12 protein-coding genes are annotated in these 16,172 nt (G+C 59.8%); 6 read left to right on the top strand and 6 right to left on the bottom strand.

The genetic code is table 11. The features are described 5' to 3' along the window. Positions 1 to 103 precede the first annotated feature (103 nt). The 5 genes from G6R15_RS03795 to G6R15_RS03775 are packed head-to-tail and all read right to left on the bottom strand — an operon-like array spanning position 104 to position 8,043. A complete protein-coding gene (locus tag G6R15_RS03795) occupies positions 104 to 2,521 on the bottom strand; it encodes an FAD-dependent oxidoreductase (protein WP_164658444.1) in 2,418 nt (805 codons plus the stop codon). Continuing rightward, positions 2,518 to 4,920 (bottom strand): FAD-dependent oxidoreductase, encoded by a 2,403-nt coding sequence (locus G6R15_RS03790; RefSeq protein ID WP_164658443.1) that lies wholly within the window; start codon positions 4,918 to 4,920, stop codon positions 2,518 to 2,520. Before G6R15_RS03790 ends, G6R15_RS03795 begins: the two co-directional genes overlap by 4 nt. Next, a complete protein-coding gene (locus G6R15_RS03785) occupies positions 4,917 to 6,212 on the bottom strand; it encodes an aspartate aminotransferase family protein (protein WP_164658442.1) in 1,296 nt (431 codons plus the stop codon). The genes G6R15_RS03790 and G6R15_RS03785 overlap by 4 nt, the downstream gene beginning before the upstream one ends. Continuing rightward, the gene (locus G6R15_RS03780; protein ID WP_164658441.1) at positions 6,209 to 6,499 is read right to left on the bottom strand and encodes an aldehyde dehydrogenase family protein; all 291 of its coding nucleotides are present in this window, start codon (positions 6,497 to 6,499) and stop codon (positions 6,209 to 6,211) included. Before G6R15_RS03780 ends, G6R15_RS03785 begins: the two co-directional genes overlap by 4 nt. Continuing rightward, positions 6,496 to 8,043 (bottom strand): trimethylamine methyltransferase family protein, encoded by a 1,548-nt coding sequence (locus tag G6R15_RS03775; RefSeq protein WP_164658440.1) that lies wholly within the window; start codon positions 8,041 to 8,043, stop codon positions 6,496 to 6,498. Before G6R15_RS03775 ends, G6R15_RS03780 begins: the two co-directional genes overlap by 4 nt. Before the next feature lie 109 nt (positions 8,044 to 8,152). Here G6R15_RS03775 and G6R15_RS03770 point away from each other — a divergent pair, with 109 nt between their 5' ends. From G6R15_RS03770 to speB, 5 genes are all read left to right on the top strand, one after another. Then, positions 8,153 to 9,028 carry a LysR substrate-binding domain-containing protein gene (locus tag G6R15_RS03770; RefSeq protein ID WP_164658439.1) on the top strand — a complete coding sequence of 292 codons (876 nt, stop codon included), beginning with the start codon at positions 8,153 to 8,155 and terminating at the stop codon, positions 9,026 to 9,028. Positions 9,029 to 9,133: 105 nt separating this feature from the next. Next, entirely contained in the window at positions 9,134 to 11,023 is a 1,890-nt protein-coding gene (speA, locus tag G6R15_RS03765) for a biosynthetic arginine decarboxylase (protein ID WP_240336651.1), read from the top strand. Between the two features lie 24 nt (positions 11,024 to 11,047). Next, positions 11,048 to 12,259, top strand: a complete 1,212-nt coding sequence (locus G6R15_RS03760) for a saccharopine dehydrogenase family protein (RefSeq protein WP_164658438.1) — start codon at positions 11,048 to 11,050, stop codon at positions 12,257 to 12,259. A 105-nt stretch (positions 12,260 to 12,364) separates the two neighbouring features. After that, the gene (nspC, locus tag G6R15_RS03755) at positions 12,365 to 13,534 is read left to right on the top strand and encodes a carboxynorspermidine decarboxylase (protein ID WP_164658437.1); all 1,170 of its coding nucleotides are present in this window, start codon (positions 12,365 to 12,367) and stop codon (positions 13,532 to 13,534) included. Next, a complete protein-coding gene (speB, locus tag G6R15_RS03750; protein ID WP_164658436.1) occupies positions 13,531 to 14,376 on the top strand; it encodes an agmatinase in 846 nt (281 codons plus the stop codon). Before nspC ends, speB begins: the two co-directional genes overlap by 4 nt. A gap of 73 nt (positions 14,377 to 14,449) precedes the next feature. On the opposite strand, the gene G6R15_RS03745 is transcribed toward speB, so the two are convergent. Next, positions 14,450 to 14,899 (bottom strand): Lrp/AsnC family transcriptional regulator, encoded by a 450-nt coding sequence (locus G6R15_RS03745; RefSeq protein WP_164658435.1) that lies wholly within the window; start codon positions 14,897 to 14,899, stop codon positions 14,450 to 14,452. Between the two features lie 122 nt (positions 14,900 to 15,021). Between G6R15_RS03745 and G6R15_RS03740 the strand changes: the two genes are divergently transcribed. Beyond that, positions 15,022 to 16,167 carry an amidohydrolase gene (locus tag G6R15_RS03740; protein WP_164658434.1) on the top strand — a complete coding sequence of 382 codons (1,146 nt, stop codon included), beginning with the start codon at positions 15,022 to 15,024 and terminating at the stop codon, positions 16,165 to 16,167. Positions 16,168 to 16,172 lie beyond the last annotated feature (5 nt).

Below are 16,172 nucleotides of genomic sequence, written 5' to 3'. Positions count from 1 at the left end.
CTCAAAAAGCCGCTCAGCGACCATGCGCGCGGCCTGCGGGGGCCCTGACGGGCGCAAGGCGATCACATTTGCCGCTGAGGAGTTAAAGGGTGCAGTCATGGGATCAAGCATTCTGCCGCGGCCGCAGGTTTTCTGGATCGAACGCGGCCTCGTCCAGCACGGTCAGGGGATGTTCCTGATTGAGCAGCGAAACACTCAGCCCCTTGTGCGGCGTTCCCTTGCGGACAAAAACAAAGGCCAGGCTCTTGCCTACGGTGTAACCATAACCACCCGACGTGGTCAGCCCAACCGGCGCACCATCGAGCAACACAACCTCGCCGCCATGCACGTCGATGTGCTCGCTGTGAACCTCGCAGTAGAGCAACTCCCAGCCGACATGATCCTTGGCCGCCAGCGCCGCCTTCTTGCCGATGAAATCGCGCCCTTCGCCCCGAAAGAACCGATCCAGGTCAACGTCGAACATGCCGATATCCGTGGTCAGCTCGCCAGACGCGCGATAGGCTTTTTCCATACGCAACCCGTTGAATGCATAGCCGCCCAGATCGACCAGACCATGCGTCGCGCCCACCTCATGCAGCTTGTCATAAACCTCGGCGATGCGGTCCAGTGGCATGTGCAATTCCCATCCCAGTTCGCCGGTAAAGGCCACGCGCAGAGCGTAACATGGCACACCAAAGACCTCGATTTCCTGACCGGATAGCCACCGGAAAGCAGCATTGGACAGCTCCGCATCCGTGCCCTGCGCCAAAATCGTGCGAGAGGACGGACCCGAAAGCGCCAGCATCCCCCAGTCGTTGGTGCGGTTGATCAGAGTGACATCTTCACCCGGCAGGACATGGGACTGCATCCAGGCAAAATCGGGGGTGGCACGGGCAATGGGAGAGCCGGTGAAATAGCGCCCCTCGGCGATGCGCCAGATGGTAATTTCCGTCTCGAACCGGCCTTGCTCGGTCAGCAGGTGACACAGGCCAATGGAACCGTCCTTGGCCGGGATGCGGTTGGCGGACAGGCGATCCAACAGTTTGCCGGCGTCTCGCCCGGTGATTTCGAATTGGGCAAAGGCGCACAGGTCGATGACCCCCGCTGCCGCGCGCGTCGCCTTGGCTTCGGCCATGGCGTTTGCGTGCCAGCTCTGGTGCTCCCAGCCGATCTGTTCGATCTCGCCCACCGCGCCGAAGTAGCGCGGGCGTTCCCAGCCTGAAACCTCGCCAAAGACCGCGCCCTTGGCGGCAAGACGGACATAGAGCGGGTGCTTGTTCAACGGCCGCAACGAATGAAATTGCTTACCCGGACAAGGCGTGTCGTGGCGGCGCATGAATTCGTCCTTGGTGCGTTCGACGATATAGTGATCGGTGCTGAAATCTCCATAGCGACGCGGGTCCATCGACCGCGTGTTGATCTCGGTCGCACCATGCACCATCCAATCTGCCAGCACTTTGCCCGCGCCACCGCCCCAGGCAAGACCGATGGACGAGCCACAAGACAGCCAGACATTCGGCGCGCCACTTGGACCAACCAGCATGCCCCCATCTGGAGTGTGAGTGATTGCCCCGCGCACCACACGCTTGATACCCAGTTCAGCCAGGATCGGCATCTTGTCAAAGGCGACCATCAAGAAATCACCAATCGAGTCGTAATCTGCCTCGAACAGCTCATTCTCGACCGCCCAGGGCGCGCCATGGGGCATTTCCCAAACTGTGGGACAAACATGCCCCTCATAAATCCCGATCAGGCCCGATTTCTGTTCTTGCCGGATGTAACCGCCAAAAGCGTTGTCGCGCATGACAGGCAGTTCTGGACGGTCCAGGAATTCCGACACGGTGTCAGTGACCAGATAGTGATGCAGGCAGGAAACGCTCGGGATCTTCAACCCAAACCATTCGCCCACCTGATTGGCATAAGATCCGGCGGCGATCACCACATGTTCAGCCAGCACATCGCCCTTTTCGGTGCGCAGCAACCACATGTCACCCTTGCGGCTGGCCCCGATCACGCGGTTGCGGCGCTCAATCTTGGCCCCACGAGCGCGGGCCGCGGCGGCCAGCGCCATAGTCACGCCCGAGGGGTCGATGTGCCCATCCTTAAACGTTTGGATCGCGGCCTTGACGTCATCGACCTTGTAGAATGGGTTGCCTTTGGCGACCTCGTCCGGCCCCACCAGTTCCATCGGCAGATCAAGCAATTTGCCGACCCCCATGATGGACTTCATCCAGTCCACTTCATCGTTCGTGGTGGCGATGCGAAAGCCCCCGACCTCATGCCAGCCGATGCTCTGCCCCGTTTCCTGCTCGACCTGTTTGTAGGTCGCAACCGACGTCTTGTTGATCCACCCCGCAATGCGGCTTCCGACAGCGTGGGCGATCTGTCCTGCGGCGTGCCAGGTTGAGCCGCTCGTCAATTCCGCCTTCTCAAACAGGATCGTATCGGTCCATCCGTTTTCAGCGAGCTGAAACTGGGCCGCGACGCCCATGATGCCGCCGCCGATGATGGCGACGCGGGTGGTGCGCAGGGTGTCGGTCATTGGAACGCCTCTTTGGCGGGTTTGAGGGATGCGCGCGCCGCGTAGCGCGTACAGGCGATTTCCACCTCTAAGCCGGGAACAATTTCGCCCCGCAGCAGCTCAGCGGTGGGATTTTCGATCATCGCCAGCGCGACAGACCGATCAAACCGATAGCTCCACGCAGCAGATGTCACTTGTCCTGCAACCTTGCCATTGAAATAGACCGGTTCGTCATGGATTGGTATCGCCTGTGGATCATCAAACAACAGCGACACAATCCTGCGTTTGGGCCGGTGATCCCGCAAAGCCTCTTCGCCAACAAAGCCCGTGCCAAAGGCGCAGAACGTGCCAAGCCCAGCCTCTTGCGGAATGGTGCCCGGCGACAGCTCATGCCCAAAGGCGCGAAACCCGCTTTCTATCCGCAACGAACCACTGGCATAAAGACCCGCATGGGATGCTCCGGCGGCAATCAACGCCTCATAAGCTGTCATGGCCATGTCGGAGGGGATGTAAAGCTCATACCCCTGTTCGCCGGTGAAACTCAGCTGCCCAGCCCAGGCCTGCGCCAGCCCAATCTCGACCGGTGCAAAGTTGAAACGTTTCAGGGTGGGCACTGGCAAATTGCTGGTGGCTTGCAAAACCTCGTGTGCCCGTGCCCCGGCTAACCCGAGGATTGCATAACCGCTGGTGACATCAGTGAACTCGACCTGAAACTCGCCGCGCGTTTCGCGCATTCGTTTGAGGTCACGTACAACCTCGCCCGCACCCACGATCATAAAGTAGCTGTCCCGACCGTGGCGCTGCACAGTCAGGTCGCTTTCAACGCCCCCCTTGGCATTCAATATCTGAGTGTACGCGATCCGCCCCACCGCGATGTCCATCTGTGCTGCGCACAGGCGGTTAAGAAAAGCACAAGCATCCGGTCCCTGCACCATGATCTTACCAAACGCACTTTGGTCCAGAATTGCTGCGCCGGTACGGCAAGCCTCGACCTCAAGCTCCACCTGTTCACGCCAGGCTGGCACGCCAAAGGTAAGCGGAAGATGTGCAGCTTCGCCACCGAAATGCACCGCCCGTTCCCAGCCACCACGCGCCTCGAACCGAGCGCCAGCCGCCGCCAAAGCTGCATGGATCGGTGATCGGCGTTGCCCGCGCGCCGTTTCCATCGAACGGCCCGGATAAGGGTTGTCGTAGTGGCGGCCCAAAACCTCGGGGATGCGGGCTTCCAATGCACCGAGCACGTTCATTTCAGGCGAAAAACGACGGATATCAGCTTCGTTCAGCTCCATCGTCGGCTCTCCTGCGATGATCCATTCCGCCATCGCTTTGCCAGCCCCGCCGGCAAGCGCAATGCCAGTGGAGTTCATGCCGCCCATCAGGAACAGCCCCGGCACATCAGGACTTTCACCCAGCATGAACTGGCTATCGAGAGTAAAACTCTCGGGTCCGTTCAGCAGCATCCGCACCTCGGCCTGTTCCAGCGCCGGAATGCGGCGCAGGGCGTTTTCCATCATCGGCATGAAGTGATCCCAATCCTCATCCAGCAGGTCGAACGAGAAATCGGCGGGCAGTTTGTCCAGCGATAATCCCTTGGCATGGGGTTCAAAGCAGCCCACCAAAAGCCCTTCGACATCGTCGCGGGCATACAGGAACGCGTCCTGATCGTTCAGCGTTGGCAGATGTGCGCCTTTGCCAAGCGCCCGAACCTCGGGCAACGGTTTGGTCAGGATGTAGAAATGTTCGCAAGCGTAAAGCGGCATGCGCGCGCCTGCCATTGCGGCCACTTCGCGAGACCAAAGCCCGCAGGCAATCACCACCTCATCAGCCTCAACCACATGATCGCCCACTTCGACCCCGGAAATGCGCCCGCTTTTCTTTTGCAGCCCTGTAACGCGGGTATCTTCGAAGATCTGAACCCCGCGCGCCCGAGCGCCTTTGGACAGCGCCAGCGCCACGTCCGAGGGGTTCACCCGCCCATCCGCAGGCGACCAGACCGCGCCGATTACGTCGTCCGTTTCGATCAACGGCCACAGCTCTTTGGCGCGGGTTGCATCGACCACGTCAGCCTCTAGCCCAAAGGCGCGGCCAAGCGAAACCTGGCGTTTGATGTTGGTCAACCGGTCGGGATTGGTGGCCAACGTCAGCGATCCGGTCTGAATCCAGCCTGTGGCTTGCCCGGTTTCGCGTTCCAGCTCGCCGTACAGGTCGATCGAGTAGTTGATCAGCTTGGTCAGCGTCGCCGAGGGGCGCAACCGACGCACCAAACCGGCGGCATGCCAAGTCGTGCCAGAGGTCAATTTCGAACGTTCAAGAACCACAATGTCCTGCCGCCCCTCGCGTGCCAAATGGTAGGCGATAGAACAGCCAACAACACCGCCACCAATGACAACAGTGCGAGCGTGAGAGGGAAGCGTGCTCATGCCGCGATCACTCGGTTCATGACCAGGTCGGCCAGAGTTTCGTCAAAGATATCAATTGCCTCGTCGATCAACGCAGGCGTGTGGGCACAGGAGGTCACGCAAGAGGTGAAGGACATGAAGTCAACTCCCCGTTCGAGCAACCCGTCGCGCAGCCCGTTCACCAGCGGCGCGGGCACGGTGCGGATTTCAGCCGCGCTCAACCCATCGATGCTGCGCCCGCCGAAATAGAGGTGGCAGGTCGAGCTGTCGCCATATGCCAGCGCGCTGATCTGGCGGGTCTCAAAGCAGCGGTTGATCCCATCTCGCAACCGCGCGGCCATGGCGTCGGCTTGGGCCTGAACCTTGCCGGTCGAGAGCAGTTTCATCGCCGCAATTGCGCCTGCCGCCACCAGTGGAGCGGCATTGAACGTGCCCTTGTGGCTGACTGACGGAGCGAGCCCCTCGCGCGGCTTGCCTGGGTCGAGCAGGTCCATGATGTCCGCCCTGCCGCAGATCGCGCCGCCCGGCAGACCGCCGGTTACGACCTTGGCCAATGTGGTCAGGTCCGGCACGACGCCATCGCGCGCCTGTCGCCCTCCGGGGGACCAGCGAAAGCCGGTGATCACCTCGTCAAAGATCAGCACCTTGCCGGTTTTCGTGGCCAGCTCGCGGATGCCCTGCAAAAACCCATCCGGCAGCGGAACCGAGCCATAGTTTGCGCCTGATGCTTCGACAAAGATCGTGCCGATCTGGTCATCCGTCAGCAGGTTTGCCACCGCGTCCAATGACGGCAGTGCAACCACAGTCAGATCGATAACCGCCTGCGGCACGCCCAAAGACGGCGCGCCCGCAAAGCCCGGCTTGGCCCCTTTCAGGAGCATGTCGTGCCAGCCGTGGAAATGACCGTCGATCCGCAGCACTTTGTCGCGCCCGGAATACGCCCGTCCCAGCCGCAAGGCCAACATCGTGCTTTCCGTGCCCGAGCCGGTGAACCGCACCAGATCAGCCGAAGGCAGTAGGCGCTGAATCCATTCGGCCCATTCGATCTCGAGTTCGTGGCAATCGCCGGTGTAAGGCGTTTTGGTCAGCTGCGCGGCCACTGCTTCCATCACCTGAGGGCAGGAATTCCCCAAAAGTTGGCTCGCCGCCCCCAGCTTGAAATCGATGTACCGCTTGCCTTCGATGTCCCATTTCTCTGCCCCTGCCGCCCGCGCGATATAGCTTGGATGGGGCGAGCGATAGCGCAGTTCGTGGCTGACACCGCCGGGCATGACACGGCGGGCGCGCTCAGTAAGGCTTGCGTTGGTGGTCATGGTTGCTCCCCATGGTTGAGCACGTTGGATTTTTCCGCCAGATAGGCGCGCAGCCCCGACAGCCCTTTTTCGCGCCCGATACCGTCAGCGGACACGTCCAGATCCGCGTCGGGCCAGATAACGACCGAGGATTTTCCACCCTGCTGCAGAATGGATTCTGCAACAGGTTCCGGTGCCGCCTGCATCACATCACGCCCGACTTGCGACAGCAGTTTTCTGACATTCACGCACTCAACACCCGCCAGCTCGTCCGCTCTCGCCGCGATCAGATCAGCCAGATGCGTCATTCCGAACGCCCAATCTGTGCCCGACTGAGGCGGATGTTGAACCGTGTACGCAGCTTACGATCCAGTTGATCCGGGATGTGCTGCGGAAAATGTTCAGCCATTAGGGTTCGGGCCTTGTCTCGGGCGACGTCCCCGATGGCGCGTGCTCCATCCTCTTCCCACTCGCGCGGTGTCCGCCGGTCGCCAAGATGGGGATAAAAGTAATCCGATTTCATCCGCGAAAACGTGTGGCGATGGCCCAAGTAGTGACCTTCCCCACGACAAACCTCGGCAATGACGTCCGCACCGATGTTCTCTGGTGTCACCTCGACCCCACGAACTGTGCGCAGAATGTTGCCCAGCATGTCGTTGTCCGCCACGTAAGCCTCTAGCGAGACGCCAAGCAGGCTGGCCTGCATCCCGCAAGCCTGGGTGATCAGGTTTGATCCTGCGTGCGCGGCCGAGGCGACGGCGAGGTTCTTTTCGCTGCCAAACTGCGCATCCAACGTCTTGGAATCGGTGATCCCGGCGATGGACGACGTGGGCAGGTCATAGTACCGCCCCATCTGAGCCGCCGCCGCCATCAAAATTGCTTGTTCCCCCCCTCCCGCACACATCGAACCGGTGCGCAGGTCTGCCACAAGGGGTTTTGGGGCAAAAATCGTGGCCACGTTTGGATCGACCAAGCGGGCAAAGACCAGCCCCGCCAAAGTCTCGGCCACCGCCTGAACCAGCGATCCAGCAATAGTGGCCGGACTGGTGGCCCCGGCCTGTCCGGCCGAGATCAATTGCACAGGGAAGCCTGCAAGGATCGCTGCCTCTAGCGTATCAATCGCCTCTTCGGCAAAGCGCATGGGAGGCACCACATGACAGACCATCACGGTCAGGAAAGGCCGCGCGCGAAAGGCCGCCTCGTTGCCCGCGATGGTGTAGCAAAGCTCGGCCAGCTGCGCGACATTCTCGGGCTCGGAAACTGAAACCGAGACATGTTTCGATGTCCCCATCAGGCAGGCATAGGCCGTATTCAGATCCATCTCGGCGGTGTCTTCGATGTCGCGTGCCACGATGGAACGGCTGAAATGGTGGATGTTCTCCATCGCGTCACAAATCCGCGCAGCGTCATAGAGATCACGCACAGTGCCATCGCGATAACGCCCATCCTCTATGTCAAAGACACCCGGCGCGCCCCCGCCGGAGCTCATGTGAACGCGGGTACCGGATAGATTCAGGTCGTAAGCCGGTTCCTGTCCACACAACACCACATCACGGCGCGCCTCGGTAATCGTCCGGCGCACAAGGGTTCGCGGAAAGAGCAATCGGTCGTCATCAGTAAAGCTCCCGCCCGCCGCGCAGACCTTGTCGATCATCGACGGCGTCGCCTGGCTGAGTCCCAAATTTTCCAAAAGCGACAGAACTGCTTCATCCACCTGGGCGATGTCGTGCACGCTGAGCGGTTGGAACGCGCCACCTTGCACGCCCGGCCAAACCGGAGGAGCCTCAACCTCGGTCTCGCCTTCGGCTTCGATCCGGGCTGTGCGCCCGCGACGTCGCGGTCTTTGCGCCATAGAGCCTGCCTCCTCTTCCCTTTAAGGTTCAAAGGTTAAAGGCCCCGCATTTTCTGTACAAAAACATGTTTCTCTTGCCATGGGTGAGGAAAACTCATTTATTCACGGTATGACCAGCCTCCCCTCTCTGCCAGCGTTACGCGCGTTCGAGGCCGCCGCCCGGTTCGGCAGCTTTCGCGCTGCGGCAGAGGCAATCAATGTGTCCCCCACGGCAATCAGCCATCACATTCGCGGACTCGAGGCGCAACTGAACGTGCAGCTGTTCACTCGCGAAATCCGCGCCGTGCACCTGACGGATGAGGGCATGCGTCTGGCCGATGGATTGGGCAAAGCGTTTCGACTGATCGAAGCATCGGTCGAGGCAGTGGCGCAAAACCCCGGCAAGACCAAGATCCGCATGGCCATGGGACCTAGTTTTGCCACCCGTTGGCTGTTGCCCCGGTTCGCTGCCTTTCACGAGCAATTCCCGCAGGTCGATCTGGAGTTGGTTCAAACCCCGCTGCTGGTGTCGCCGCAAAACGTGGATGCCGACATCTTCATCACCTGGGGGGACGGCGTGTTTCCGGAAATGATCGCCGATCCACTCGTAAATGTCCTGACGGCGCCTGTTGCCAGCCCCGCGCTGGTCGAACGACTTGGCAAACCAGATACCCCCGAAGACCTGTTGTCGTTCCCCCTTATTCATCAACGCGATACCCTTGGGTGGTCGGCATGGTTTACCGCCACGGACGTAAATACCAGCGACTTGCGCGGCCCGGTCATCGAAGACACCAATGTGGTTTTGCAGGCCGCAATTGCAGGGCAAGGTGTGGTCATGGGATGGGTTCCCTTGATCAATTCCGAATTGGAAAGCGGCAGCCTGATCCAACTCTTTGACGCCGTGCTCAGCGAAAACCGCGCGTACTACCTGGTGCGCCGCACCTCAGGTCAACAGGTCGAAGGCATCGCGGAGATCTGCAATTGGTTGATCCATCAAGCCAGGTAAGCGCAAGTTACTAGATAAGCCGAAAGTTTTAACTTGGACGAATCGCGCACCTCGCCTAAAGGGCGTCCACCTTTGACGAAACTCCTGCTGAATGGGTGTCTTTGATTGAAACAACCTCTCGACGAACCGCACATGGTCTACGGCGTAAACAAATGGGGCAAGGGCCTGATTGTGGTGACCGACGAGGGGGATATCGGCTTGCGAAACCCGCTGGCCCCAAAGGCCCCCGCCGTCAGCCTGCCGGGTATCTTAAGCGATCTGGACGAACGCGGGATCAAATCGCCGATGGTGTTGCGGGTCAGTTCGTATCTTGAACACGAGATCGCACACATCAACGAGAGCTTTGCAAACGCCATTGCGCGCACTGGCTATCAGGGTGCCTATCGCGGCGTCTTTCCGATCAAGGTGAACCAGCAAGCGCAGGTCATCGAGCGGATTGTCGAATTCGGCCACAAATACAACTACGGGCTAGAGGCTGGGTCCAAACCCGAACTGGTGATCGCGCTAGCGCATCGTTTGGCCAAAGAGGCGCTGATTGTCTGTAACGGCGTCAAGGATGCCGAGTTCATCCAGTTGGCGATCCTGTCGCGCAAGCTGGGGTTCAACACCGTGATCGTGCTGGAAAGCCCGAAAGAGGCCGACACCGTGATCGCAGTCTACAATGAGCTCGGGATCGAGCCCTTGCTGGGCGTGCGGGTGAAGCTGACCAATCAGATCAGCGGCAAATGGGAAGAAAGCTCGGGCGACCGCTCCGCCTTTGGCATGAACACCGACCAGCTGGTGGCCGTGGTGGACAAGCTGCAAGGGGCCGGGCTGCTCCATTGCCTCAAGCTGCAGCATTCGCATCTGGGCAGCCAAGTGCAGGACGTCAATGACGTGCGCCGCGCTGTGGGAGAGGCCTGCCGGTACTACACCGAACTGACTGGTCAGGGCGTGCCCCTGACCCACCTGGACCTGGGCGGTGGCATGGGTGTGGATTACACCGGCGAGAAAAAGGCGGCCGAAAACTCGATCAACTACACGGTCGAAGAATACTGCGCCAATGTGGTCGAAACCGTCAGCTATGCCATGGACGAGGCCGAAGCGGCCCATCCCACCATCGTTACTGAAAGCGGGCGGGCGGTTGTGGCGACCTCGTCCATGCTGGTGTTCAATGTGCTCGAAAGCACGCTGTATGACGCGCCAAACGCGCCAGACGTCGACCCCGATGACAACCACCTGATTTCCGATCTGGCGGCGGTGGCTAGCTATCTGAAAGCGGAACGACTGCAGGAATGCTGGAACGACGCCACCTTTTACCGCAACGAACTGCGTGCCTTGTTCCGGCGCGGCTACATCGATCTGCGCCAGATGGCCCGAGGCGAACGCATCTATCTGAACCTGATGGCCCGCATTAAGGCAGTGGTCGCAGCCCAAGAGGGCGAGACGGACGTGGACGACCAGCTGGAAAAGCTGGCCGACATCTATCATTGCAACTTTTCCCTGTTCCAATCGTTGCCTGACGTCTGGGCGATTGACCAGCTGCACCCGATCGTGCCCTTGCAGATGTTGAACCAGACGCCGGATCGCCGCGCGGTTCTGTCCGATATCACCTGCGACAGCGACGGCAAGGTCGACAAGTTCATCCTGGCCGATGGCGTTTCGCCATCATTGCCCGTGCATTCCCTGCCCGAGGATGACCCCTATCACCTGGGTGTCTTCTTTGTGGGCGCCTATCAGGAAACGCTTGGCGATCTGCACAATCTGTTCGGTGACACCAACGTCGTCACCATCGACTTGCGCGTGGACGGCGGGTTCGACCTGTTGCATGAACAAGAGGGTGATACGATCAGCCAGGTCATGTCGTATGTGGAATTCGACCCAACCGATTGCGTCGCCGCCTTCCGCAAGCTCGTTGACGGCGCGATTTCCGCCGGTACGCTGAAAGCCAGCGAACGCAAGCTGATCATTGGTGCTTATCGCGACAGCATCAACGGCTATACTTACTACGAATAACCCCCATCCAGAGGAGATTTGCGCATGGGTAAGACACTGGTTGTCGGTGCAGGGGGCGTATCCCACGCCGCAGTGCACAAAATGGCGATGAACAGCGACATCTTTACCGAGATTACGCTGGCCAGCCGAACCAAGTCGAAATGCGACGCGATTGCTGCCGCTGTCAAAGAGCGCGTGGGCGTTGACATCAAGACCGCGGAACTGGACGCCTACAAGGTGGCCGATACCGTTGCGCTGATCAAGGAAACCGGGGCCGAGCTGTTGGTCAATCTGGCGCTGCCCTATCAGGATCTCGTGCTGATGGACGCCTGCCTGGAAGCTGGCTGTCACTATCTGGACACCGCGAATTACGAGCCCGAGGACGTGGCCAAGTTCGAATACCACTGGCAGTGGGCTTATCAGGACAAGTTCAAAGAGGCCGGTCTGACCGCCATTCTGGGTTCGGGTTTTGATCCGGGTGTGACATCGGTCTTCGCCACATGGCTGAAGAAACATAAACTGGACGCTATCCGCCAGATCGACATTCTGGACGCCAATGGCGGTTCCAACGATCAGGAGTTTGCCACCAACTTCAACCCCGAGATCAACCTGCGCGAGGTACTCGCCGAGGTGCGTCATTGGGAAAATGGCGCATGGCACACCAGCCCGGCGATGACGACCAAGGTCGAATACGACTTCCCCGCCATTGGGCAGAAAAACATGTACCAGATGTATCACGAGGAGCTGGAGAGCCTGACAACCCACTTCCCCGAGATCGAGCGCGCGCGTTTCTGGATGACCTTTGGCGATGCTTACATCATGCATGCCAAAGTGCTGGAAAACGTAGGCATGACCCGCATCGACCCGGTGATGCATGACGGTCAGGAAATCATCCCGATCCAGTTCCTGAAAACCCTGCTGCCCGATCCCGGCGATCTGGGCGCGGAAACCAAGGGCAAGGCCTGCATCGGTGACATTGCGACAGGTCAGGCCAAAGATGGCTCGGGGGAAAAGACCTACTACATCTACAACATCTGCGACCACGAAGAATGTTATGCCGAGGTCGGCTCGCAAGCTGTGTCCTACACCACCGGCGTTCCGGCCATGATTGGCGCGGCACAGGTGCTGAAAGGCAACTGGGTCGAACCTGGTGTGTGGAACATGGAGCAGCTGGATCCCGACAACTTCATGGACATGCTCAACGAGCACGGTTTGCCTTGGCAAGTCCACGAATTGGACAGCCCGGTCGAGTTTTAATCGCCAGTACAGCTTGGCGAGCAGTCCACCTTTTCTTCTTGCCAAAATATCCCGGGGGTCCGGGGGCAGCGCCCCCGGCTTCTCCCTTTCACGGAGACGTTGGATATGTCCGATATGATGGCAACACAGGCCGGCGACGCCGGCGCTTTTCGCGACTTAGATCTCAGCCGCGTTCCTTCCCCTTGCTTCGTCGTCGATGAAAAAGCAGTGGAACAAAACCTAAGTATCCTGTCCGAAGTGGCCGAGCGCTCTGGCGCCCATATCTTGTCGGCCCTCAAGGCGTTTTCCATGTTTGCCCTTGCCCCTCTGATACGTCAGCACGTGGGTGGCACCTGCGCGTCCGGCATCTTCGAGGCGCGTCTGGGTCGCGAAGAATACGGCGGCGAAGTCGCAACCTTCTGTGCTGGTTACAAGGATCAGGACATCAACGAGATCCTGACTCTGTCCGATCACATCATCTTCAACAGCCCCGCGCAAAAAAACCGCTTCCTCGCCAAGGCCCAGTCTGCGGGCGTGCAAGTCGGTCTGCGCATCAACCCGGAACACTCTGAGGGTGAAATCCCCAAATACGACCCCTGTGCGCCTTGTTCGCGTTTGGGCACCCCGGCCAGCCAGCTCTCATTCGAAGTTTTGAACGGTGTGGACGGGGTGCACATGCACACACTGTGCGAGCAGGGGTTTGAACCATTGCAACGCACGTGGACTGCTGTGGAACCAAAACTTGCGCCCTATCTGGGTCAGCTCAAATGGCTGAACTTTGGCGGCGGGCACCACATCACCCGAGACGATTACGACCGAGATGCTCTGATCAGCTTTATCCAAGGCATCCGCCGGAAGCACGGTGTTGAGGTCTACCTTGAACCCGGTGAAGCGGTGGCGCTGGATGCGGGCATCCTAGTCGGCGAAATCCTTGATCTGCCGATGAATGGCATGAACCTGGCGATCACCGACATTTCGGCCACGTGCCACATGCCCGACGTTATCGAAGCACCCTATCGCCCTGCCTTGATGGGTGAGCCAGAGACCGGCACCACTTACCGCTTAGGCGGGCCGTCTTGCCTCGCGGGCGATGTGATCGGGGACTATACTTGGACTAATCCTCTTGAGATCGGCCAACGCTTTGCCTTCCTCGATCAGGCACATTATTCGATGGTCAAAACCAACACATTCAACGGTGTACCCCTACCCACCATCGCACTTTGGAACAGCGAAACAGACGATTTGAAAATCATCAAACAGTTCGGCTATGACGACTTCAAGGACCGACTCTCATGAGCATTTTCCTCGACAGTGAACTGACAGACGCGGAACGCACAGACAGCGCTCGCTTCCGCGTGATCCCTGTGCCGCTGGAACGCACGGTGTCGTATGGGTCAGGCACCGCAAACGGCCCAGCCGCGATCGTTGAGGCCAGCAACGAACTCGAGCGCATCGTGGGCACGGCGGAACCTTGCGCCAACGGCATCTTCACCGAAGATCCGCTCGACTGTGACGGCCCCCTGCCCGAGGTGATGGAACGGCTGGCCAAGCGTACCGAGGCCGCGATCCACGCAGGCAAAGTGCCGGTAACTCTGGGTGGCGAGCATTCCCTGTCTTACGGCGCCGTCAGTGGCGTTGCCCGCGCGCTCGGCCAACCCATCGGGATCGTGCAAATCGATGCCCACGCCGACCTGCGCGTGGCCTATCAAGACGAAAAACACTCTCACGCCAGCGTCATGCATCTGCTGGTCGAAGACGGGATCAAACTGGCCCAATTCGGCGTCCGCGCCTTGTGTCAGCAAGAGGTCGACAGCCGCACCAAAAACGGCGTGTTCTTCAAAGACGCCGAGGAACTGGTGACCCACAACACCCACGCCGTCGAGCTGCCCGATGACTTTCCCGAGCTGGTCTATGTCAGCTTTGATGTCGATGGCCTTGACCCCAGCTTGATGCCCGCCACCGGAACCCCTGTCCCCGGCGGTCTGGGCTATTACCAAGCGCTGCATCTGGTCGAACACGCCCTGAAGGGGCGCAAATGCATAGGCTTTGACGTGGTTGAACTTGCCCCCGACGGCAATGCCGCCTGGGATTTCACCGCCGCCCAGATCGTTTATCGCCTGATGGCCGCCTGCCAATAGCCCCCCTCTTCACCCTTTCAAAAATACTCCGGGAGCGGAGCGCAGCGATGGAGGCAGCGGCTCCTTTCCCCACTCAAACCACGTCCAACGACACCTTCACCCGGTCCATCACAATCGAGGTCTTGAACCGGCTGATGTTGGATTGTTCAAAGAAATGCTCCTGGGTGAAACGTTCGTATTCCTTGATGTCCGCCACGGTCAAGATCAGCACAAAATCCGCCTCGCCTGTGGTGTAATAACACTGCTGCACGCACTCCGCCGCCCGGATGCGCCGCTTGAAGGAGTCGAGTTGCGCCAGGTTCTCGCGTTCCAGAATGACCTCGACGATGATGGTCAGTTCGCGGCCTGCCTTGGCCGGGGACACAACCGCGATCTCACGCTCGATCACGCCGGTTTCGCGCAACTTTTTCAACCGCTTCTGCACTGCTGCCGGGGATAGCCCCACGTCCTGGCTGATCGCCTCGGCGGTCATACGGGCATTAGTCTGCACCAGCTGCAAGATCTGTTTATCTTTTTCATCCATGGTACGAATTTCGTATCAATTTTGATTAATGGCAACTTTTTTCGTCACGAACCTCCCAAACTCTGACGCTCAAAAAACCGAAATCCGACGGATACTCGCTGCACCTACGCGGAGATACAACAATGCCACCCTCCCACGACGCCTTGACCGCTTTGCGGCACGACTTTCACCGCGCGCCCGAGCTTGGCTTTCAAGAGGAGCGCACCAAGGCCCGCGTCGCCGATCACCTGCGCGCGCTTGGGCTAGAGGTTCATGAGGGTGTGGGCGTCATCGGCATTCTGCGCGCGGGCTCCGGCAATCGCGCCATTGGGCTACGGGCCGATATGGATGCGCTGCCGATCACGGAAGTTGAAGGGTTGGACTACGCCTCGCAGACCCCCGGCGTCATGCACGCCTGCGGCCATGACGGGCATATGACGATGCTGTTGGGTGCAGCTGAGACTCTGGCGGCTGACCCTGACTTTGATGGTTCCGCCGTCTTCATTTTCCAACCCAACGAAGAGCATGGGCTTGGCGCACAAGCGATGATCAACGAGGGTGTGTTAGAGCAGTTCCCCGTTGAAGAGGTCTATGCCATCCACAACCTGCCCGGCGCACCGGTCGGGCAGGTCTCGACCCGATCCGGGTTGATCTGTTCGTCCGAGAGCCTGTTTGAACTGACCATCACCGGTCAGGGCGGCCATGCCTCGATGCCACAGGTCGGGGTGGACGCCATCACCGTGGGCGCGGAACTGGTGCAGGCGCTGCAGACCATCGTGTCGCGCAAGTTGGCGCCCGGCGCGGGTGCTGTGGTGTCCGTGACCGAATTTCTGACCGACGGGCAACGTAATGTTCTACCCGGACATGCCACGCTCAAAGGCGACGCACGGGCGCGTTCGCCGCAAGATCGGGCCGAAGTCGAACGGCACATGCGTCGGATTGCAGCAGGCTTGGCTACTGCACATGACGTGCAAATTGACGTCTCGTTTAACACCGAATTTGTCGAAACCATCAACGCACCTGGTCCGACGCGCGCGGTTGTTCAGGCCGCCCTTGCGCAGGGCCTCGACACCATACCCGACCGCACCCCGATGAGCTTTTCCGAGGATTTCGCCCATTTCGCCGCTGCCGTTCCCGGATGTTTCCTGCTCTTGGGCAACGGGACCGAGAGGCGCAACGGCCAACCGCTGCATTCGGCGGATTATGATTTCAACGACGCCCTGCTGCCGATTGGCGCAAACCTATGGGCGCAGCTGGTTCGTGACCGGCTGCCACAACGACAGGACTGACCCAG

The sequence above is a fragment of the Tropicibacter sp. Alg240-R139 genome (assembly GCF_900537075.1).
Lineage (GTDB): Bacteria > Pseudomonadota > Alphaproteobacteria > Rhodobacterales > Rhodobacteraceae > Falsiruegeria.
This window is presented reverse-complemented; position numbering and strand designations above follow the sequence as displayed.